General features: G+C 60.3%; 20 protein-coding genes. 16 read left to right on the plus strand and 4 right to left on the minus strand.

All coding sequences use genetic code 11. From position 1 onward, the window contains the following. The first annotated feature begins 128 nt into the window (after positions 1 to 128). On the plus strand, positions 129 to 2,393 hold the full coding sequence (locus Q8X51_RS02285; RefSeq protein WP_065926415.1) for a putative bifunctional diguanylate cyclase/phosphodiesterase: 2,265 nt from the start codon (positions 129 to 131) through the stop codon (positions 2,391 to 2,393). A 202-nt stretch (positions 2,394 to 2,595) separates the two neighbouring features. After that, on the plus strand, positions 2,596 to 4,773 hold the full coding sequence (locus Q8X51_RS02290; protein ID WP_065926416.1) for a hypothetical protein: 2,178 nt from the start codon (positions 2,596 to 2,598) through the stop codon (positions 4,771 to 4,773). A 246-nt stretch (positions 4,774 to 5,019) separates the two neighbouring features. Here Q8X51_RS02290 and Q8X51_RS02295 read toward each other — a convergent pair whose 3' ends face one another. Further along, positions 5,020 to 5,322: a DUF2288 domain-containing protein gene (locus Q8X51_RS02295; RefSeq protein WP_065926417.1), complete on the minus strand. Its 303-nt coding sequence runs from the start codon at positions 5,320 to 5,322 to the stop codon at positions 5,020 to 5,022. 342 nt (positions 5,323 to 5,664) lie between these two features. On the opposite strand from Q8X51_RS02295, the gene Q8X51_RS02300 reads away from it, so the two are divergent. The 9 genes from Q8X51_RS02300 to Q8X51_RS02340 all read left to right on the plus strand — a co-directional run bounded on the left by Q8X51_RS02300 (position 5,665) and on the right by Q8X51_RS02340 (position 13,289). After that, the gene (locus Q8X51_RS02300; RefSeq protein WP_027604422.1) at positions 5,665 to 6,792 is read left to right on the plus strand and encodes a branched-chain amino acid ABC transporter substrate-binding protein; all 1,128 of its coding nucleotides are present in this window, start codon (positions 5,665 to 5,667) and stop codon (positions 6,790 to 6,792) included. Between the two features lie 229 nt (positions 6,793 to 7,021). Next, positions 7,022 to 7,945: a high-affinity branched-chain amino acid ABC transporter permease LivH gene (gene livH, locus Q8X51_RS02305; RefSeq protein WP_003172375.1), complete on the plus strand. Its 924-nt coding sequence runs from the start codon at positions 7,022 to 7,024 to the stop codon at positions 7,943 to 7,945. After that, positions 7,942 to 9,195: a high-affinity branched-chain amino acid ABC transporter permease LivM gene (locus tag Q8X51_RS02310; RefSeq protein ID WP_027604423.1), complete on the plus strand. Its 1,254-nt coding sequence runs from the start codon at positions 7,942 to 7,944 to the stop codon at positions 9,193 to 9,195. The genes livH and Q8X51_RS02310 overlap by 4 nt, the downstream gene beginning before the upstream one ends. Next, positions 9,192 to 9,959 (plus strand): high-affinity branched-chain amino acid ABC transporter ATP-binding protein LivG, encoded by a 768-nt coding sequence (livG, locus tag Q8X51_RS02315; protein WP_027604424.1) that lies wholly within the window; start codon positions 9,192 to 9,194, stop codon positions 9,957 to 9,959. Before Q8X51_RS02310 ends, livG begins: the two co-directional genes overlap by 4 nt. A 1-nt stretch (position 9,960) precedes the next feature. Further along, positions 9,961 to 10,662 carry an ABC transporter ATP-binding protein gene (locus tag Q8X51_RS02320; protein WP_407693275.1) on the plus strand — a complete coding sequence of 234 codons (702 nt, stop codon included), beginning with the start codon at positions 9,961 to 9,963 and terminating at the stop codon, positions 10,660 to 10,662. 174 nt (positions 10,663 to 10,836) lie between these two features. Next, the gene (locus Q8X51_RS02325) at positions 10,837 to 11,133 is read left to right on the plus strand and encodes a BufA1 family periplasmic bufferin-type metallophore (protein ID WP_323145795.1); all 297 of its coding nucleotides are present in this window, start codon (positions 10,837 to 10,839) and stop codon (positions 11,131 to 11,133) included. A 22-nt stretch (positions 11,134 to 11,155) separates the two neighbouring features. Continuing rightward, complete coding sequence (bufB, locus tag Q8X51_RS02330) at positions 11,156 to 12,034, plus strand: MNIO family bufferin maturase (RefSeq protein WP_065926418.1); 879 nt, start codon at positions 11,156 to 11,158, stop codon at positions 12,032 to 12,034. Further along, positions 12,031 to 12,807, plus strand: a complete 777-nt coding sequence (locus tag Q8X51_RS02335; RefSeq protein WP_407693274.1) for an HvfC/BufC family peptide modification chaperone — start codon at positions 12,031 to 12,033, stop codon at positions 12,805 to 12,807. The genes bufB and Q8X51_RS02335 overlap by 4 nt, the downstream gene beginning before the upstream one ends. After that, positions 12,804 to 13,289, plus strand: a complete 486-nt coding sequence (locus tag Q8X51_RS02340) for a DoxX family protein (protein WP_065926420.1) — start codon at positions 12,804 to 12,806, stop codon at positions 13,287 to 13,289. The genes Q8X51_RS02335 and Q8X51_RS02340 overlap by 4 nt, the downstream gene beginning before the upstream one ends. Here Q8X51_RS02340 and Q8X51_RS02345 read toward each other — a convergent pair. After that, positions 13,286 to 14,194: a LysR family transcriptional regulator gene (locus tag Q8X51_RS02345; RefSeq protein WP_065947321.1), complete on the minus strand. Its 909-nt coding sequence runs from the start codon at positions 14,192 to 14,194 to the stop codon at positions 13,286 to 13,288. The two genes, Q8X51_RS02340 and Q8X51_RS02345, sit on opposite strands and share 4 nt — an antisense overlap. A gap of 219 nt (positions 14,195 to 14,413) precedes the next feature. Between Q8X51_RS02345 and Q8X51_RS02350 the strand changes: the two genes are divergently transcribed. From Q8X51_RS02350 to Q8X51_RS02360, 3 genes are all read left to right on the plus strand, one after another. After that, a complete protein-coding gene (locus Q8X51_RS02350; RefSeq protein WP_065926422.1) occupies positions 14,414 to 15,013 on the plus strand; it encodes a short chain dehydrogenase in 600 nt (199 codons plus the stop codon). Between the two features lie 96 nt (positions 15,014 to 15,109). Further along, positions 15,110 to 15,781, plus strand: coding sequence for a COG3650 family protein (locus Q8X51_RS02355; RefSeq protein WP_065926423.1), 672 nt, complete (start codon positions 15,110 to 15,112; stop codon positions 15,779 to 15,781). A 106-nt stretch (positions 15,782 to 15,887) separates the two neighbouring features. Beyond that, positions 15,888 to 17,501 (plus strand): NAD(P)/FAD-dependent oxidoreductase, encoded by a 1,614-nt coding sequence (locus Q8X51_RS02360; protein WP_065926424.1) that lies wholly within the window; start codon positions 15,888 to 15,890, stop codon positions 17,499 to 17,501. A gap of 61 nt (positions 17,502 to 17,562) precedes the next feature. On the opposite strand, the gene Q8X51_RS02365 is transcribed toward Q8X51_RS02360, so the two are convergent. After that, positions 17,563 to 18,657 carry a PLP-dependent cysteine synthase family protein gene (locus Q8X51_RS02365; protein ID WP_074844280.1) on the minus strand — a complete coding sequence of 365 codons (1,095 nt, stop codon included), beginning with the start codon at positions 18,655 to 18,657 and terminating at the stop codon, positions 17,563 to 17,565. Between the two features lie 216 nt (positions 18,658 to 18,873). Here Q8X51_RS02365 and nhaA point away from each other — a divergent pair, with 216 nt between their 5' ends. Beyond that, a complete protein-coding gene (gene nhaA / locus Q8X51_RS02370; RefSeq protein WP_065926426.1) occupies positions 18,874 to 20,049 on the plus strand; it encodes a Na+/H+ antiporter NhaA in 1,176 nt (391 codons plus the stop codon). Positions 20,050 to 20,125: 76 nt separating this feature from the next. Here nhaA and Q8X51_RS02375 read toward each other — a convergent pair whose 3' ends face one another. Continuing rightward, positions 20,126 to 20,590 carry a glycine zipper 2TM domain-containing protein gene (locus Q8X51_RS02375; protein ID WP_003189251.1) on the minus strand — a complete coding sequence of 155 codons (465 nt, stop codon included), beginning with the start codon at positions 20,588 to 20,590 and terminating at the stop codon, positions 20,126 to 20,128. Positions 20,591 to 20,747: 157 nt separating this feature from the next. Between Q8X51_RS02375 and Q8X51_RS02380 the strand changes: the two genes are divergently transcribed. After that, positions 20,748 to 21,008 (plus strand): hypothetical protein, encoded by a 261-nt coding sequence (locus Q8X51_RS02380; RefSeq protein WP_065947319.1) that lies wholly within the window; start codon positions 20,748 to 20,750, stop codon positions 21,006 to 21,008. Positions 21,009 to 21,020: the final 12 nt, after the last annotated feature.

Genomic DNA, 21,020 nt, shown 5'->3' on the forward strand with positions numbered 1-21,020 from the left:
TATGCACGGCATGCCAAAATCATTCAGAGCAAAGTGCCATTATCGCTGGAAAATCCCGCCAGGCTTCTATACTCGACCTCATAGGTCATCGCCGTAGGCTGTGACGTGACGCTATGACGGGACATGCTATGGAATGGCTAGGTCTGCACTTTTTTACCGACCTCCCGGCAAACGGGCACTTATTACTCAATTGCAGTCATAACCCTTTTCTGGTGCTGCTGGCCTATCTGGTCGCCTGTGCGGCGGGTTTCGGCACCCTGGACATGGCCGAACGGGTTGGCCATGTCGAAGACCCTACCGCTCGCCGCCATTGGCGTTGGCTGGGTGCCGGTTGCCTGGCAGGTGGTATCTGGTCCACTCATTTCATCAGCATGCTGGCCTTCCAGGCCCCAATCGCGATTCACTACGACCTGCTCATGACGTTCGCCTCGCTGGTCATCGCCCTGATCGCCTCGTTGTTCGCCATGCAAACCCTCGGTCACACCAGACTGCGGTTTAACCAATACCTGCTGGCATCGCTGTGGATGGGCATCGGCATCGCCCTGATGCATTACGTCGGCATGTCGGCCATGCGTTCCCAGGCCCGGGCGTATTTCGAACCGGGGCTGCTCCTCGCCTCGGTGGGCATCGCCATTGGCGCCAGCCTGGCCGCATTGTTGCTGTCGAGCTACCTGCGCACCGGTGCCGGCGTCTTCCATCAACTGCTCAAATACGCCGCCAGCCTGATGTTGGGCGCAGGCATTATCAGCATGCACTTTACCGGCATGGCCGCCATGCAACTGATCGTCCCCACGGGGGCCGACCTCTCATTAGCGCTGGATAACAACCCCATCCAACTGGGCCTGTCGGTCGCCGTGATCACCCTGCTGGTGATCGGCAGCAGCATCAGCGCCGCGCTGGCGGATAAGAAGCTGCAGCACAAGGAGCGCGACCTGCGTCGGGTCAACGCGCTGCTCAGCGAACTGGACCAGGCCCGCGCCTCCCTGCAACAGGTGGCTCATTACGATGCGCTGACCGGCCTGCTTAATCGGCGCGGCTTCAATCAGATTTTCGCGGAAAAAATCGCCGAAAAAACGGCTTCAAACGGCATGATGGCGGTTATTTTCCTCGATATTGATCACTTCAAACGCATCAACGACAGCCTCGGCCATGACGCAGGGGATCAGTTGCTCAGTGTTCTCGCCAGCCATATCAAAGGCTCCGTGCGCAGCCATGCGGACGTGGTCGCACGGTTTGGCGGCGATGAGTTCTGCATCCTGATCAGCGTTCACCACCGCGACGAAGCGCGACACCTGGCCCAGCGCATCATGCAGAAGATGAAGGACCCGGTCGAACTCGCCGGCCGTCGTATGGTGATGACCACCAGCATCGGCATCAGCCTGTTTCCCGAGGATGGCCTGACCTGCGAAGAGCTGCTCAAAAACGCCGACCTGGCGCTGTACCAGTCCAAGGACATGGGACGCAATGGCCTGAACTTCTTCAGCTCCAACCTGAAGACCCGTGCCTTCCTCGAACTGCAATTGGAAGAAGAGCTACGCAGCGCCCTGCGCGCCCAGAACCAGTTAGTACTGTTCTACCAACCGATCTTTGACATGAAGCTGGGCAAAGTCACACGCCTGGAGGCCTTGGTGCGCTGGCAGCATCCGCAACACGGGCTGCTGACCCCAGACCGGTTTATCGGAATTGCCGAAAGCAACGGGCTGATCGCCGAACTCGACCACTGGGTCTTGCGCCAGGCCTGTCATGACTTGAGCCTGCTCTCCGACCGAGGCTATACCGAACTGACCATGACAGTGAATTGCTCGGCCCTGAACCTGGCCCGCGATGAGCTGGCGGATGAGATCGAAGATGCGCTGCGCTTCAGCGGGATCAGCGCCAACCGCCTGGAGCTGGAAGTGACCGAAAATGCCTTGATGGGCAATATCAGCAGCACCCTGGCCCTGCTGCGGCAAATCCGCGCGCTGGGCGTGTCGCTGGCCATCGACGACTTTGGCACCGGCTACTCCTCCCTCGCCTACCTCAAGCGCCTGCCGCTCAACACCCTGAAGATCGATCGCTCGTTTATCCAGGACATTCCCAAGTCGACCGCCGACATCGAGATCGTCCAGGCGATTATCGGCATGGCTCACACCCTGCACCTGCAGGTAGTGACCGAGGGAGTGGAAACCCAGGCTCAGTTCGAACTGCTGCTCAAACACGGCTGTGATTTCGTCCAGGGCTACCTGTTGAGCCCGGCGGTGGCCGCCAGTGAAATAATTGGCGCAATGCAAGATATCGACATACGCAATCCGCTCTACCCATTCAGCGTGGCGGGCACCAAGGACACTCGCCCGGCGAAAGAGTCCTCCCCAGGCCGCTCCGGATCCACCTCCATCGTCAGGCCAATTCGCTGACGTCGAATCTTTGGCATTTCGCCATCATTTACCTAAAGATCGCCGACAAACGGCCGATTCATCAGAGTCCGGCCAGGTTTTTCCTGAGCACACAGGGTCAGCCTGAGCGTTCCGGACAAGGACGCACTGTAAAGTCGCGAACTCCCATTCCGTGATGGCCATTTGATACTTTTCAGCCATCCTCCCAGGCACATGGCGCACAATGACTTCTAAAAATAACCCAGCCACCGTGGTATCCGATGTGTTGCTCCCAGCTCCTGCGGACAAGCCCTCAGGTTCAAAGTCATTGAGCACCGCCCGCCCGCTGGCTACCCAGCAATACCTGTACTTCACCGAAACCAATACCGACCGCATCCTCGATAACCTCGACGGCCTGCGCGACATGGTGTTCCCGCGCCCGCCTCACCTGGAAGGCGACAGCGAGCAGCACAGCGAGCAGGAATTCCCCTCGGTGTGCCTGATCGGCCTGGGCCGCTGCGGTTCGAACATCGCGCTGGACGTGGCGGAGCTGGTGTACAACGCGCGCAAGTTCTACCTCAACGAATTCAGCACCGAAGACAAATCCTTGGATAAGGGTTACAGCCCGGCCCAGTGGATTCGCAACAACCTGCGCCTGGGCGGCGGCAAGGCCAGCAAGCCGGTGTTCCTGGTGGAACCGCTGGTGATGCTCGGCGACCTGGACAAGGACATCGCCGGGCGTATCCGTTTCTCGCGCAAGGGCGAAAAAAGCGGCTTCCTGCGCGACTACAGCAAGATGAAAATCATGGACCTTTCCGAAGTCCATGCCGGTGGCGCCGGTAACGCGCCGATCCTCGGCCAGTACCTGGCCAAGATCATCCTCAACAAAGACACCCAGCGCTTTTCCAGCCCCGACTGGAAGATGATCCACTCGTACCTGATCGACTCCTGCGGCATCAAGGCCAACCAGTCGCGCCTGTACTTCTCGATCTTCAGCGCCGGCGGCGGTACCGGTTCGGGCATGGCCTCGGAATTCGGCCTGGCGCAGCAGCATTCGTACATGAACAAGACGTTCGACACCAAGCCCGCCGACGAGCACGACAGCAAGAGCGGTCACGCCTTCGTGTTCGAGCCGATCTTCACCAGCGGTATTTGCGTGCTGCCGAACATTTCCGACCACCGTAGCGAAATGTCCGAGGCGCTGCACATCAACGCCGGGCGACTGCTGTGCAAGTACCTGTCGGAAGAATGGGACTTCTCGTACAACTTCGACAATGAAGACAGCAGCGAAGCCAGCGTAAAGGGGCGTATCCGGCCGTGGAACGCGATGATGCTGATCTCCAACGACATCATGCGTTACGCCGAAGAGAGCGATGACGGCAATATCCAGAACATTGACGTCAATGCCATGGAAAAACACGCCAACCAGTACATTTCCCAGCAGATCTTCAACATCCTCACCGCCCAGGCCGTGACCACCGACTACGACCAGAACTACTTCCGTCGCGCCGGCATCGACATCGGCGAAACCATCCGCCTGGACGCCAATGATCTGTTCATGAGCCTGGCCGGGCCGGTGGCGATTGCCTACGCCGAATCCGTCGTACCGGAAACCCCGGCGCCGTCCAATGACAAGTTCAAAGTCTTCGAGAAAGAGCCCCAGCGCCTGAACATCGACGACCTGTTCTTCCGCTCCATCGACCTGCCGCATTTCAACAAGGTCACCCAGGCCATCGAAGGCATCAGCCTGTTGCCGATCGAGTCCAAGCGCTACAAGGCGTCCCTGGAGCAATACAAGAACTCCGGCTACGATGCGGCGGCGCTGCATGACCTGCACTTCTTCAAGAACTGCTCGTCGGTGGTGTCGATCGTCTCGCTGCCCAAGGACTACAAGCTGTCCTACATGGACCTGAACCGGCTCAAGACGCACCTCAACAGCCTGTTCCCCAACACCACCCTCAAGCGCTATGCCCTGGTGATCGGCGCGTCGGCCAACCTGTCGCTGACCACCCTGATCGCCAAGAGCCCGTGCCTGTCGGATGACTTCCTGACGCTGATCGTGGCTTTCATCAAGCGTTGCTTTGCGCGTAACCCGTACCGCTTCGACGACACCCTGGATAACTCGATCCTGGATTTCATCATCCACGAGGACTTCGACGAAGACCGCATCGACGAGCTGCTCAACGAGTTTGAAAACCCGGCGAAGATCCTCGATACCAACTGGTACGCGATCAAGCCGATGTATGAGAAGAAGTACCGCGAGTTGATCAACGACAAAGAGAAGTTCGTGTCGATCAATGACATTCGCCTGTCACGGGATTGTGTGAAGAAGGCGATCAAGTACCTGCGCGAGATTTATCGTCACAGGATCGGCAAGACCAAGGTTATCTCGTTGAACAACCATACCGGCAAGACCGGCTGACTTGAGGGGATGCCATCGCGGGCAGGCCCGCGATGGCGCTTTCAGTGACGACCAGATTCCACCTCATTGGCACACCCGGAAACAATTCCCCAGGCTTTCGGCGCGGCCTGAAACTGTTCCCGTGACGTACACGTCACCCTTGGCTGTGACCTTTCTCCACGGCAAGATGCCATCACGCTGACAGCGGTTACTCCACTACACACTTCTTCGCGCGAAAAACACGCACCTTTTTCGTGCAGGCTTTTCTTACCCTGCCCTTTCCTGGATCAGAATCCACGGGGAAACCACCACCGCCCATAAGCTCGGATCGCGCTCCACCAGGTCCAATGCCCGCGGTGCAGACACTTCGCCAAGGCTGCCCGCGGCCAGCCAGGCAGCGACTTTGTCGCGATTGTCCTCGGCCATTCCCTCGGCGGCTTCGATCAAATCCAGGCTTGGGTCGACCCACAATAGGGCACCTTTGGCAAAGAACGGTTCAAGCTCTTTCCAGGAGATTTCGGCGGTTTCACCGAGCAGCTTGGCATAGAGGGTGCTAGGTTCTTGCGTCATGGGAGTTCACCTGAAGAAAAAATCGGCGCAATCATAACGTCACGCTTCAGGCAGAAAAACCCAGTTGCAAATGCGTTATCGATTGAAAGGGTCAGGAAAGCCAAGGAATGCGCGAGAGTCAGGCATTACCCCCGCCGCAATTCTGTCTTTTTCTTTCATTTAAGCGACACCCCCGGGGTTTGCCCCCGGCAGCCAGCTTTTCAAGCGATCAACCGGCGCTCTACACTGTACCGGTACAGTTGCCAGGCGGTTGCCGGGGGGATATCCGAGATATCCGATCCGGTTCAGCAGCTCACAAGGCCGCCAGAACTATAAAAAATACAACAGTAAGAGTGGAGCACTATGAATAAGGCTACTAAGCAGATTTCCAAACTGTTTGCCGCTATGGTCCTGGCTGGGGTTGCCGGCCATTCGTTCGCAGCCGACACCATCAAGATCGGCATCGCCGGTCCAAAGACTGGTCCTGTAACGCAATACGGCGACATGCAATTCATGGGTGCCAAGCAGGCCATCGCCGACATCAACGCCAAGGGCGGCGTCGACGGCAAGATGCTCGAAGCCAAGGAATACGACGACGCCTGCGATCCTAAACAAGCCGTGGCCGTAGCCAACAAAGTGGTCAACGACGGCGTCAAGTTCGTGGTCGGTCACCTCTGCTCCAGCTCCACTCAGCCAGCGTCCGACATTTATGAAGACGAAGGCGTGATCATGATTACCCCGGCAGCCACCAGCCCGGAAATCACCGCCCGTGGCTACAAGCTGATCTTCCGCACCATCGGCCTGGACAGCGCCCAGGGCCCGGCAGCCGGCAACTACATCGCCGACCACGTGAAGCCGAAAATCGTTGCCGTCCTGCATGACAAGCAGCAATACGGCGAAGGCATCGCCACCGCCGTCAAACAGACCCTAGAGAAGAAAGGCACCAAGGTTGCCGTCTTCGAAGGCCTGAACGCCGGCGACAAAGACTTCTCCTCGATCATCCAGAAGCTCAAGCAAGCCAACGTCGACTTCGTCTACTACGGCGGCTACCACCCGGAGCTGGGCCTGATCCTGCGCCAAGCCAAGGAAAAAGGCCTGAACGCCAAGTTCATGGGTCCGGAAGGTGTCGGCAACGACTCCATTTCGCAAATCGCCCAGGGCGCTTCCGAAGGCCTGCTGGTGACCTTGCCTAAATCCTTCGATACCGACCCGGCCAACAAGGCCATCGTTGAAGAGTTCGCCAAGAACAAGCAGGACCCAACCGGTCCGTTCGTGTTCCCGGCCTACTCGGCCATTGAAGTCATCGCCGGCGGCATCAAGGCCGCCAAGAGCGAAGACACCGCAAAAGTGGCCGAAGCCATCCACGCGGGCACCTTCAAGACCCCTACCGGCGAGCTGAGCTTCGACGCCAAGGGCGACCTGAAGGACTTCAAGTTCGTGGTCTACGAATGGCACTTCGGCAAACCAAAAACCGAAGTTTCCCCTCAGTAAGCCAGGCGTTACTGGTCCAACAAGCCCACTGTGAGAGCAGTGGGCTTTGTTTTACGAGGTTTATGGGCCTGTCACCCGCGATCCGGGCGCTGGCTCACCTGAAAATCTTAAAACCGTCACCAGCGGTTCGCTGGCAAACGCTTTGTGCAAATGTGCTCACAGAACACAGCACGGGGCCGGAACATGACTCCACCAGTGAAATGCGTATCGGGTTTTTAGGAGCGCTGTAATGCCTGAGATCTATCATTTTTTCCAACAGCTGGTTAATGGGCTGACCATTGGCAGCACCTATGCCTTGATAGCCATTGGCTACACAATGGTTTACGGCATCATTGGAATGATCAACTTCGCCCATGGCGAGGTATACATGATTGGTTCCTACGTGGCTTTCATTGCCCTCGCCGGGCTGGCCATGATGGGTATCCACTCCCTGCCGCTGTTGATGACCGCCGCGTTCCTGGCGTCGATCGTCGTAACCAGTGCCTATGGCTACAGTATCGAGCGCGTTGCCTACCGTCCCTTGCGTGGCAGCAACCGTTTGATCCCGCTGATTTCCGCCATCGGCATGTCGATTTTCCTGCAGAACACCGTATTGCTGTCCCAGGATTCCAAGGATAAATCCATCCCCAACCTGATCCCGGGGAGCTTCTCCTTCGGTCCGGGCGGTGCGGAAGAAGTGCTGATTTCCTACATGCAGATCCTGGTCTTCGTCGTCACCCTGGTGGCCATGCTGGGCCTTACCCTGTTCATCTCCCGCTCCCGTCTGGGGCGCGCCTGCCGGGCCTGCGCCGAAGACATCAAGATGGCCAACCTGTTGGGCATCAATACCAACAACATCATCGCCCTGACCTTCGTGATCGGTGCCGCGCTGGCAGCCGTCGCGGCGGTACTGCTGAGCATGCAGTACGGCGTGATCAACCCCAACGCCGGTTTCCTGGTAGGCCTCAAGGCCTTTACCGCAGCGGTATTGGGCGGCATCGGCAGTATCCCGGGCGCGATGCTCGGCGGCCTGGTGCTGGGGGTGGCCGAAGCGTTTGGTGCCGATATTTTCGGCGACCAATACAAGGACGTCGTCGCGTTCGGCCTGTTGGTCCTGGTGCTGTTGTTCCGTCCGACCGGCATCCTGGGCCGTCCGGAGGTTGAGAAAGTATGAGCAGATATCTTAAATCGGCGTTTTTCAGCGCCTTGCTGGTGTGGGCGGTGGCCTTCCCGGTACTCGGTCTCAAGCTGAGCATTGTCGGCATCAACCTGGAAGTGCATGGCACCGGCCCCGTGACGCTGACCATCATCGCCCTGTGTTCGGTGCTGATGTTCCTGCGCGTGCTGTTCACCCAGCAGGTCGGCGCCCTGTTCAAGCGCAACCGTGGCCCGCTGGTCTCGCCCAAGGTCAGCCAATTCCTGACCCTGCCACGCACTCAGCGCTACATCATCATCGGCCTGATCGTGGCCGCGTTGATCTGGCCATTCTTCGGCTCGCGCGGTGCGGTCGACATTGCCACCCTGATCCTGATCTACGTGTTGCTGGGCCTGGGCCTGAACATCGTGGTGGGCCTGGCCGGCCTGCTCGACCTGGGTTATGTGGGCTTCTACGCCGTGGGTGCCTACACCTACGCGCTGCTGTCGCACTACCTGGGCTGGAGCTTCTGGATCTGCCTGCCGCTGGCCGGCATGGCGGCGGCCACGTTCGGCTTCCTGCTGGGCTTCCCGGTATTGCGCCTGCGTGGTGACTACCTGGCCATCGTGACCCTGGGCTTCGGGGAAATCATCCGTCTGTTCCTGCGTAACCTGACCGACATCACCGGTGGCCCCAACGGCATCAGCAGCATCCCCAAGCCGACGTTCTTCGGGCTGTCGTTCGACCGCACCGCTGCCGAAGGCATGCAGACGTTCCACGAGTACTTCGGGATCGACTACAACCCGGTGAGCAAAGTGGTGTTCCTGTACCTGGTGGCGCTGTTGCTGGCGCTGGCGGCACTGTTCGTGATCAACCGCTTGCTGCGCATGCCGATCGGCCGTGCCTGGGAAGCGTTGCGCGAAGATGAAATCGCCTGCCGTGCCCTGGGCCTGAACCCGACCATCATCAAGCTCTCCGCCTTTACCCTGGGTGCCGCGTTCGCCGGTTTTGCCGGCAGCTTCTTCGCCGCTCGCCAAGGCCTGGTGACCCCGGAGTCGTTCACCTTCATCGAGTCGGCGATCATCCTCGCCATCGTGGTGTTGGGTGGCATGGGCTCGCAGCTGGGCGTGATCCTGGCGGCGATCGTGATGATCCTGCTGCCGGAAATGATGCGTGAGTTCAGCGAATACCGCATGTTGATGTTCGGCGCCATGATGGTGCTGATGATGATCTGGCGACCTCAAGGCCTGCTGCCCATGCAACGTCCACACATGGAGCTGCGCAAATGAGCCGCGAGATCCTGAAAGTCGAAAACTTGAGCATGCGCTTCGGCGGCTTGCTGGCGGTCAACGGCGTCGCCCTGACCGTGAAAGAGAAACAGGTGGTTGCGCTGATCGGCCCCAACGGCGCCGGCAAGACCACGGTGTTCAACTGCCTCACCGGTTTCTACAAGCCGAGTGGCGGCAGCATCCTGCTGGACGGCCAGCCGATCCAGGGCCTGGCCGGTCACGAGATCGCCCGCAAGGGCGTGGTGCGCACCTTCCAGAACGTACGGCTGTTCAAGGACATGACGGCGGTCGAGAACCTGCTGATCGCCCAGCATCGTCACCTGAACACCAACTTCTTTGCGGGCCTGTTCAAGACCCCGGCGTTCCGCAAGAGCGAGCGCGAGGCCATGGAGTACGCTGCGTACTGGCTGGACAAGGTCAACCTCACCGAGTTCGCCAACCGCCCTGCCGGCACCCTGGCCTATGGTCAGCAACGTCGCCTGGAAATCGCCCGCTGCATGATGACCCGCCCGCGGATCCTGATGCTCGACGAACCGGCCGCCGGCCTGAACCCCAAGGAAACCGAAGACCTCAAGGCGCTGATCGGCGTGTTGCGTGAGGAAAACAACGCCACGGTGCTGTTGATCGAACACGACATGAAACTGGTCATGAGCATTTCCGACCATATCGTGGTGATCAACCAGGGCACGCCGCTGGCGGACGGGACGCCGGAGCAGATCCGTGACAATCCTGAAGTGATCAAAGCCTATCTGGGGGAAGCGTAAAATGCTGCAATTCGAAAACGTTTCCACTTTCTACGGCAAGATCCAGGCCCTGCACAGCGTCAACGTCGAAGTGCGCCAGGGTGAGATCGTCACGCTGATCGGCGCCAACGGCGCCGGCAAGTCGACCTTGCTGATGACCTTGTGCGGCTCGCCGCAGGCCCACAGCGGCAGCATCCGCTACATGGGTGAAGAGCTGGTGGGCCAGCAGTCGTCGCACATCATGCGCAAGAGCATTGCCGTGGTGCCGGAAGGCCGGCGGGTATTCTCGCGCCTGACCGTGGAAGAAAACCTGGCCATGGGCGGGTTCTTCACCGACAAGGACGACTACCAGGAGCAAATGGACAAGGTGCTGCACCTGTTCCCTCGCCTCAAGGAGCGCTTCAGCCAGCGCGGCGGCACCATGTCCGGCGGCGAGCAGCAAATGCTCGCCATCGGCCGGGCGCTGATGAGCAAGCCCAAGCTGTTGCTGTTGGACGAACCCTCCCTGGGCCTGGCACCGATCATCATCCAGCAGATCTTCGACATCATCGAACAGCTGCGCAAGGACGGTGTAACGGTGTTCCTCGTGGAGCAGAACGCCAACCAGGCGCTGAAGATCGCTGACCGTGCCTATGTGCTGGAAAACGGCCGGGTGGTGATGCAGGGCACTGGCGAGCAGCTGCTGACCGATCCGAAGGTACGTGAGGCGTACCTGGGCGGCTAAGAGACGGTTGCTGGATAAGCCGGATCTCATGTGGGAGGGAGCAAGTTCCCTCCCACATTTTTTGCATTGTTTGAAATTATTTCGTCTGACCTTGTAACGAACATCCCCCTCCTGCCTCTAGTGGTGCAAGCAGGCATTCAAGCCTGCTCTTCAACCTACTGCTGGAGATCCACCATGACCACCAAACTGTCCGCCGCTAGCTTCGTCCTCGCCCTGAGTTCGGCCTTGAGCCTGTCCGCCCTGACCACCACCGCCCACGCTGCCGACGACATGCAGAAATGCTTCGGCGTCGCTGAAGCCGGCAAGAACGATTGCGCCGCCGGTGCCGGCACGTCCTGCGCCGGCACCTCGAAGACCAAGGATCAGGCCAACGCCTGGAAACTGGTCCCGGCCGGCACCTGCACCCAAACCCCAAGTTCCACCTCGCCGACCGGCTTCGGCCAGGAAGCCGCCTTCACCGCCAAGTCCTGACCCCTGCCTGGCCTGAGTACGGATGATGACGCTTTCACTCCTACCCGCAGTCTCACCGATTCAGATGCCCGGGCTCCCCTATCGGACCGGGCTGGGGCTGAAGCACGAGCACTTCAATGAAGTGCTCGATACTTCGCCCGACATCGGTTTTTTTGAAGTGCACGCCGAAAACTACATGGTGGCCGGCGGCCCGTTTCATCACTACCTGGGGTTGATTCGCGAACGTTACCCCCTGTCGTTGCACGGCGTGGGCCTGTCCATCGGTGGCGAAGGCCCGCTCAACCGTGAGCACCTGGGACGCTTGGCCGCACTGATCGAACGCTACCAGCCCCACTCATTTTCGGAACACCTGGCCTGGTCCAGCCACGGCCCGGTGTTCCTCAACGACCTGCTGCCCCTGGCTTATGACGCCACCACCTTGAGTCGAGTGTGCGAGCACGTCGACCAGGTACAGAGCACCCTCAAGCGGCCGATGCTGCTGGAGAATCCATCGACCTACCTGCAGTTCCAGCGCTCGACCCTGGACGAGACCGACTTCATCAGCGAGATCATCCGCCGCACCGGCTGCGGCCTGCTGCTGGACGTGAACAACGTCTACGTGTCGTGCATCAACCACCAGCGCGACCCTCTGGCCTACATCCACGCCCTACCATTGCGCGCCGTGGGTGAGATTCATCTGGCCGGCTTCGCCGAAGACACCGACAGCCTGGGCGATCGCCTGCTGATCGATGACCACGGCGCCCCCATCGATAACGCGGTGTGGCTGCTGTACGAACACGTGCTCGCGCTGACGGGCCCGGTCGCAACCCTGATCGAGCGCGACAACCAAGTACCGGCCTTCAGCGTGCTATGCGCAGAAGCCCAGCAGGCTGAACGGTACTTATCGCAGGTCCACCCATGAGCCTTCACGACGCCTTTTCCAGCGCCTTGCTAGCGCCCGGCCAACCTTGCCCCGACGGCCTGTTCAGCAGCAACGGGGCCGACCCGGCCAGTCGTTTTGCGGTGTATCGCAACAATGTTCACAGTTCGTTGATCAATGTGCTGGCAACCGCATACCCCGTAACCGCGCAATTGGTCGGCGATGAATTTTTCCGCGCCATGGCCGGCATTTTCGTTCAGGCATCCCCGCCCGCCAGCCCGCTGATCAGCGAGTACGGCGGCACATTCGCCGACTTTATCCAAGGTTTTGAACCGGCCGCCAGCGTGCCCTACCTGGCCGATGTCGCCCGGTTGGAACGCTTGCGGGTTCGCGCTTATCACGCAGCTGATACAGCCGTGGTGGATCCGCAAGCCGTTCTGCAGCAACTGCAAGCCCACACGAAGCCGGGGGCGCTGCATCTGCAACTGCACCCGTGCGTTGGCACATTGAACTCCGCCTACGCAGTGGTTGCGGTATGGGCGGCCCACCAGACCGAGGGCGCCCTGGTCACTCTCGATCCCTGGCATGCCCAAGGCGCGCTGGTGTTGCGCCAAGGGTTGAGCGTCAAGGTCTTCGCCATCGACGGCGGCTCGGTCGCCTTTATCAATAGCCTGAAACAAGGCTCGGCACTGGAAATGGCCGTCGCCAATGCCCTCGAGGCCAGCGCCGAGTTCGACCTGCACCAATGCCTCACGCTGCTGATCAACCACGACGCACTCACTCATCTGCTCCCAGAACAACAGGTATCACCATGAACACTTCCGCTTCGTGTCTGATCAAGCAGGCCATCGCGCTTTTCGAGAAAATCCCTTACAGCCTGATCGCGTTTATTGCGCGCTTCTCCATTGCGGCAGTGTTCTGGAAGTCCGGGCAAACCAAGGTCGAAGGCCTTGCCATTGACCTGATCAACGGCACGTTCGAATTCGGTACCCCCAAACTCGCCGCCTCGACATTGCCGCTGTTTCGCAGTGAATACCACGTGCCGTTGCTGTCGCCGGAAGTCGCCGCGCACATGGCGGCGTTTGCCGAGCACTTTTTCCCGGTGCTGATCCTGGTGGGCCTGGCCACGCGCTTCTCAGCCCTGGCCTTGATCGGCATGACCCTGGTCATTCAGTTGTTCGTGTACCCGGACGCCTACCCCACCCACGGCACTTGGATGGCGCTGCTGTTGCTGTTGGTCGCCAAAGGCCCGGGCAGCCTGTCCATCGACCACCTGATTGCGCGCCGCTACCGTTAAAGCCGATCCAGTGCCTCGCCGCTGCGCTTGAACCAGTCCACCAGGTAGTCGGCCAATACTTGGGTACGTCTCGGCAGGCCGCCTTGATAAGGATGGACCAGGTACATCGGCATACTCCGCGTCTGGTAATCACGCAGTAGCCAACACAATCGGCCGTCAGCCAATTCCGTCGGCAGCACGTAGGACGGCAAGCGGGCGATACCGGCACCGACCAGGGCAGCCTTCTTCAGCAAGTTGTAATGGTTGGAGGCAAAGGTGCCGCTCACCCTCACCCGCAACAACTCGTGCTGCTGGTGATACAGCCATTCCTCGCGACCGCTGTAGTGGCTGTTGAGTAAACAGGTGTGCGCCGCAAGATCCCCAGGGGTCAGTGGCTCGCCATGTTGCTCCAGGTAAGCGGGACTGGCACAGGTCATCTCGTGCCAGGCCAGCAGCGGCCTGGCCACCAGACGCTCGTTTTCAATCGCCCCCGAGCGCACCCCCAGGTCAAAGCCGTCTCGCGCCAGGTCTCGGTAGCTGTTGTTGAGCTCCAGCTCGATCTGCACCTGTGGATACTGCTTGGAAAACTCCAGCAACAAACCATCGAAGAAGGTTTCCCCTAATGAAACCGGAACCGTCATACGCACAGGCCCGGCCAAATCGTCCTTGAGACGCGCCAATGCCTGTCGGGCGCGATCCACCTGAACCACCAGCGCTTGCGCCTGGGGCAACAGCGCCGCACCGGCGGCGGTCAGGCTGAGCCTGCGTGTGGTGCGGTGCAGCAAGACCACGCTGAACTGTGCCTCCAAATGGCTGATGCGCTTGGACAGCTGGCCCTTGCTGCAACCCAGTTGCTCGGCCGCCACGGTAAAACTGCCGGCTTCAATCAGTACGGCAAAGGCCGCCAGGTCATCCATCTCGCTCATGGACTGTTTCCATTTGAAAACCAAAGGTTGCCTATTAGCACGTTTATCCGTCTGAAAAGCCACCCTAGACTTGATGCCTACCCCCCCTACTGTAGGAGCGAGCTTGCTCGCGAAAATCGTCAACGATAACGCGCTCAGCCTGGTACACAGCGGCGCTTTTGCGTTTTTCGCGGGCAAGCCCGCTCCTACAGTTCCTGAGAAACCCAGAGGAACAGCACCATGAAAATCCTATTGATTGGCGCCAGTGGCACCGTCGGCTCGGCAGTCAAGGCCGAACTGGCCCAGCGTCACGAAGTGATCAGCATTGGCCGCAGCAGCGGCGACTTCCAGGTGGATATCAGCGACAGCACCTCGATCCGCAACCTGTTCGAGCAGACCGGCAAATTCGATGCACTTGTCTGCACTGCAGGCAACGTGAATTTCGTGGCGCTGGGGGATATGGGCGAAAGCGACTTTGAACTGGGCCTGCGTGACAAGCTGATGGGCCAGGTCAACCTGCTGTTGATCGGCCGCGAGTATGCCAACGACGGCGCGTCGTTCACCTTCACCAGTGGCATTCTCAACCGTGACCCGATCCGTACTGGCGCTTCGGCTGCGCTGGTCAATGGCGCACTCGACGCGTTCATCAAAGCCGCGGCAATCGAATTGCCACGGGGGCTGCGCATCAACTCCGTGAGCCCGACCGTGCTGGTGGAGGCCATGGGCAGCTACGCACCGTACTTCCGTGGCTATAAACCGGTTCCGGGGGCCGATGTGGCATTGGCCTATGCAAAAAGCGTGGAAGGCTTACAGACCGGCCAGACATTTATTGTTGGCTGAATGTAACCATTGTAAGAATTGCCTGAAGCAGGGCTGCGGGGTTGTGATGCAACGCCAGCCTGCGTAACGTGGCGGCACTTGTCTGGAGACCCGATCATGCGTGCCGCCCGTACCCTCGCCCTGTTTGCCTTGCTTCCTGTGTTCGCCGCTTGCCAGATGTTCGAAAACGAGCCGACCAAGCCGTCTACCGCCGGGTTGACCCGCATGCAGGGCGAACTCACGGCGGTAGGTAGCAAGCTGCTGTTCCAGCCGTGCGACGATAAACGCAACTATGTCGTCAACGACACCAGTGGCACCAGCATCCTGCAGGAAGCGGCGTCCCTGGCCGGCCAGCAAGGGGCATTGTTTGCCGATTTGCGTGGCAAGTTCTCGGGCGTCGCCAGCGGCACCCAGGGCAGCGTCGACCTGCAACAACTCTATCGCGTAGAGCGCTCGACCTCTGCCTGCACCGACCCGGACTTCAAGCGCATGACCCTGCGGGCCAACGGCCACAAGCCAGCCTGGGCCATGAACGTCACCGCCAAGGGCATGGTGCTCGAGCGTGAAGGCCAGCCGCCACTGGCAGTGCCTTATGTCGAAGAGCAGATCGGCGACGGCCGCTTCAACCTGATGACCGAAGCCAACAACCAGCACATCGAACTGTGGGTCGCGCCGCAGCGCTGCATCGACAGCGTCAGCGGCAGCCTGCAACACATGACGGCGGAGTTGCGCGTCAACGGCCAGGTACAGCGCGGTTGCGCGGCGTTTGGTGGTTCCCGGGACGACTGATTCAGCGCTGCGCTGTTTTAACCTGACGGAAAACCGCCATTGAGGCTTATAATCGCCGGTTTGCAAAACAGCCGGCCTCTTTGTCCGCCGCCTACCGGATCCCGTCATGTTACGAATCACCGAACTCAAGCTGCCCATCGACCATCCCGAAGAAGACCTGCGGCCTGCCATTGTGCAGCGCCTGGGCATCGCCAGTGATGACCTGCTCGATTTCACCCTGTTCAAACGCAGCTACGACGCGCGCAAGAAGTCGTCGGAGCTGTGCTTCATCTACACCATCGACCTCAATGTGAAGGGTGAGGCCGCCCTGCTGCTCAAGTTCGCCGATGACCGCAACGTCAATCCCGCGCCGGACGTCAGCTACAAGGTCGTGGGCCAGGCCCCGGAAGGCTTGGTCGAACGGCCTGTGGTCGTCGGTTTTGGCCCGTGCGGTATCTTCGCCGGACTGTTGCTGGCGCAGATGGGCTTCAAGCCGATCATCCTCGAACGCGGCAAGGAAGTACGCCAGCGCACCAAGGACACCTGGGGCCTGTGGCGCAAAAGCGTGCTCAACCCCGAGTCCAACGTGCAGTTCGGTGAAGGCGGCGCCGGGACCTTCTCCGACGGCAAGCTCTACAGTCAGATCAAGGACCCGAAATTCCACGGCCGCAAAGTCCTGCACGAGTTCGTCAAGGCCGGCGCGCCGGAAGAAATCCTCTACGTCAGCAAACCCCACATCGGTACCTTCCGCCTGACCGGCGTGGTGGAAAACATGCGCGAGCAGATCATCGCCCTGGGCGGTGAAGTGCGTTTCGAGCAACGGGTGACCGACGTGCTGATCGAAGACGGCCAGTTGAATGGCGTGGTCATCGACGGTGGTGAGCAGATCCTCTCCAGGCATGTGATCCTGGCCCTCGGCCACAGCGCCCGCGACACCTTCCGCATGCTCCACGGCCGTGGCGTCTACATGGAAGCCAAACCGTTCTCGGTGGGGTTCCGGATCGAACACCCGCAATCGCTGATCGACGCCGCGCGCCTGGGCAAATATGCCGGGCACCCGAAGCTGGGCGCCGCCGACTACAAGCTGGTGCACCACGCCAAGAACGGCCGTTCGGTCTACAGCTTCTGCATGTGCCCGGGTGGCACCGTGGTGGCAGCGACCTCCGAGCCGAACCGTGTGGTGACCAACGGCATGAGCCAGTACTCGCGTAACGAGCGCAATGCCAACTCCGGCATCGTCGTCGGCATCACGCCGGAAGTGGATTACCCAGGCGGCCCGCTGGCGGGTATCGAGTTGCAGGAGCGCCTGGAGTCCCACGCCTACATCCTCGGCGGCAGCAACTACGAGGCTCCGGCACAGTTGGTCGGCGACTTTATCGCTGGCAAGCCGTCCACGGCGATCGGCAGTGTGGAACCGTCCTACAAGCCAGGGGTGGCCCTGGGTGACCTGGCCCTGGCCTTGCCGGACTTCGCCATCGAAGCGATCCGCGAAGCACTGCCGGCGTTCGAGAAGCAGATCAAGGGCTATTCGCTGCACGATGCCGTGTTGACCGGTATCGAGACGCGCACCTCGTCGCCGCTGCGGATTACCCGTGACGAATCGATGCAGAGCCTGAACGTGAAAGGCCTGTTCCCGGCCGGTGAAGGCGCTGGGTATGCGGGTGGGATTCTGTCGGCCGGTGTCGACGGGATTCGGATTGCCGAGGCGTTGGCGCGGGATATGCTCGGCATCGAGGCCTGAGAACAGCGCAAATTAAATGTGGGAGGCGGCTTGCCCCCTCCCACATTTGGTTTGCATCGGATCAGATATTTGCGCGCAGGATGCTGGCGGGTAATGGCTCGCCCTGCTCCACACTGGCCGCCACGGCCGCGATCAACCCCTCGAGCGCATAGCCCTGCCCCGCCAACCACGCCTGGTCGTAATAGGTCGTTGCATACCGCTCGCCCCCATCACACAAGATCGCCACGATCGAACCTGATTCCCCCATCGCTTTCATCTGCTGCGCCGCCATTAATGCGCCAATCAGGTTGGTCCCGCTGGAACCGCCGACTCGCCGCCCCAGGCGCTCAGCCAGGTAATGCATGGCCGCCAGCGACAGCGCATCCGGCACCTTGACCATCGCATCAATCACCTTGGGCAAAAACGACGCCTCGACCCGTGGCCGGCCAATGCCTTCGATCCGCGAACCACAGTCCAGGCGCAGGCTGGCGTCACCGCTCTGGTAGAAATCGAAAAACACCGAGCGCTCGGCATCGGCACACAACACGCGGGTACAGTGCTGGCGATAACGCACATAACGACCCAGGGTGGCGGTGGTGCCGCCGGTACCGGGGCTGGAAATCAACCAGCTCGGTTCCGGGTGCCGCTCAAAGCGCATCTGCTGGAAGATCGACTCGGCGATGTTGTTGTTCGCCCGCCAGTCGGTGGCACGCTCGGCATAAGTGAACTGATCCATGAAATGACCGCCGCTTTCCTGGGCCAGGCGTTCGGACTCGGCGTAGATCTGCGTGGGATCCTGTACCAGATGGCTTTTGCCGCCGTAGAAGGCAATCTGCGCGATCTTTTCCTGGGACGTCGTGGCGGGCATCACCGCAATGAACGGCAGCCCGAGCAGCCGGGCAAAATACGCTTCGGAAATCGCCGTCGAGCCGCTGGATGCTTCAATCACCGGCGCGCCTGGCTTGAGCCAGCCATTGCACAGCGCATACAGGAACAGCGAACGGGCCAGCCGATGTTTCAGGCTGCCGGTGGGGTGGCTGGATTCATCCTTGAAGTACAACTCGATGCCCGGCAGGCCCGGCAGCGGTAACGGAATCAGATGCGTGTCAGCACTGCGTTGGAAGTCCGCTTCGATGATGCGAATGGCTTCGCGGGCCCAGGGACGGTGGTCGCTCATAAGGAAGAACTCTAAGGATTTCAGCACCGATCTTAGGATGTTTCCTACACTGCACACAGATACAGTGACGACTCAATTGGACACACAATTGCTAGGCTTTGGCGCTACGCCACCCTACACCATCTCTTATAACAAATAAGAATATAACTTTTGTTTTAACAACTAACGGTACGGGTTAGGGTACCCACCTATTGAACCTGGATTGGAGAGCATCCCTTGCCTCTGCGTAGCACTTTTACCCGTTTCTTCCAGCTGGAAGCCGCCAGCGGCCTGTTGTTGATCGCCGCTGCCGCCTTGGCGCTGATCATCAACAACTCTCCGTTGTCGCACCTGTATGGCGCGTTTCTCGACGTGCCGGTGGTGGCCCAGATTGGCGCGCTGCAAATCGCCAAGCCCGCACTGCTGTGGATCAACGATGGCCTGATGGCCCTGTTCTTCCTGCTGATCGGCCTGGAGGTCAAGCGCGAGCTGCTTGACGGCCACCTGTCCAAGCCTTCGCAAGTGGTGCTGCCAGGCGCAGCCGCCATCGGCGGCATGGTCGTGCCGGCGCTGATCTACTGGGCAATCAACAAGGACTACCCCGCCGCCCTCTCCGGCTGGGCAATCCCGATGGCCACCGACATCGCCTTCGCGTTGGGCGTCCTGGCACTGCTGGGCAAGCGGGTGCCGGTGTCGTTGAAGCTGTTCCTGATGACCCTGGCCATCATCGACGACCTGGGCGCGATCATTGTTATTGCAGTGTTCTATTCCGCCGACCTGTCCGGTGCGGCCCTGGCCGGCGCGGGCGCCTGCCTGGTTGCCTTGATTGCAATGAACCGCCTGGGCGTGATCAAGCTCGGGCCCTACCTGATCATCGGCCTGATCCTGTGGGTGTGCGTACTCAAGAGCGGCGTGCACGCCACCCTGGCCGGCGTGACCCTGGCGTTCTGCATCCCGATGCGCACCAGGAACGCCGAGCCCTCGCCGCTGCTCACGCTGGAACACGCCCTGCATCCGTGGGTGGCCTACGGCATCCTGCCGCTGTTCGCCTTTGCCAACGCCGGTGTGTCACTCACCGGGGTCAGCCTGGAGAGCTTCACCCACCACGTGCCGATGGGCATTGCCGCCGGCCTGCTGATCGGCAAGACCGTCGGCGTGTTCGGCCTCACCTGGCTGGCCATCAAGACCGGCCTCGCAGCACTGCCCAGCGGCGCCAACTGGGGCCAGGTCTTCGGCGTGGCGATCCTGTGCGGCATCGGCTTCACCATGAGCCTGTTCGTCGGCTCCCTGGCGTTTGTGCCGGGTGCCAGCGAGTTTGCCGGGGAGGATCGAATGGGGATTCTGACCGGATCGATACTTGCGGCGTGTATCGGGTACGTGGTGACGGCGATGGCGAGTCGCAAAAAAGCCTGAGCCGACTGAAACGCAGCCCATAAAAAACCCCAACCGGTCACCCGGTTGGGGTTTTCTTTTGCCTGCTGCTTACCGGTCAGCGAGTAACGCGGCTGGTGCCATCAACGGTCATGATGCGGACGCGATCACCGATGCGGAAGATTTCATTTTCCTGCACGGCTTGCACGTAGGCACGCATGCTGCCGTCGTCTTCGCGAACGGTGATTTCCACGCCCTGGGTGCGGGTCAGGCCTTCTTCGGTGGCCGAGCCCAGCAGGCCGCCGGCAACGGCGCCGATCACGGCAGTCACGATACTGCCACGGCCACCGCCGATGGCGCTGCCGCCCACACCACCGATGACCGCGCCGGCAGCGCCGCCGATTGGGGTCTTGGTGCCTTCGATTTTTACCGGACGCAGGGATTCAATGGTGCCCATGCGAACGGTCTGTACACGACGCGCTTCGTCACGGGAGTACGAGTCGCCGGTCAGACTCGAGGCGCAGCCACCCAGCAGCAACGACAGCGTGGTAAAGCAGGCAACCAGTAAAACGGACTTACGCATAGCATCAACTCCAAAGGACAGGTATTCATTAGACGCTGCAGCTTGACGCCTGTCACGACAAGCCCGGCAGGAAATTGCTTTCATTCAGCCTCAGTACAGACTGCCCGTAGCCAAAATACCGACCAACGGTAGCACTCTCATCGTAACCAGGAACTTCATGGACTATTTCATCATTGTAGTCACTACCGTCGCCGGCCTGTACTTCCATGGTTGGTTGTACCTGCGTATCCGACGCTGGATAGACCGCGACCTGGCACTGTCCCTGGCGGGAGACGACCTGCACAAGCGTGCCTTTATGCTGCAACAACTGGAGCAGGCGCGGATCTCGAAGATCAAGCGAAGCGAGTTGCCGCAGTGGCTGACGAACGCCGCACAACAGTACACAGCCGAAACCTCTTCAACAGAGACTTCGGTGTGATCGACATCATTC

Origin of the sequence: Pseudomonas sp. Yb2C2 (assembly GCF_052112325.1) — a bacterium.
GTDB classification, from domain to species: domain Bacteria; phylum Pseudomonadota; class Gammaproteobacteria; order Pseudomonadales; family Pseudomonadaceae; genus Aquipseudomonas; species Aquipseudomonas marginalis.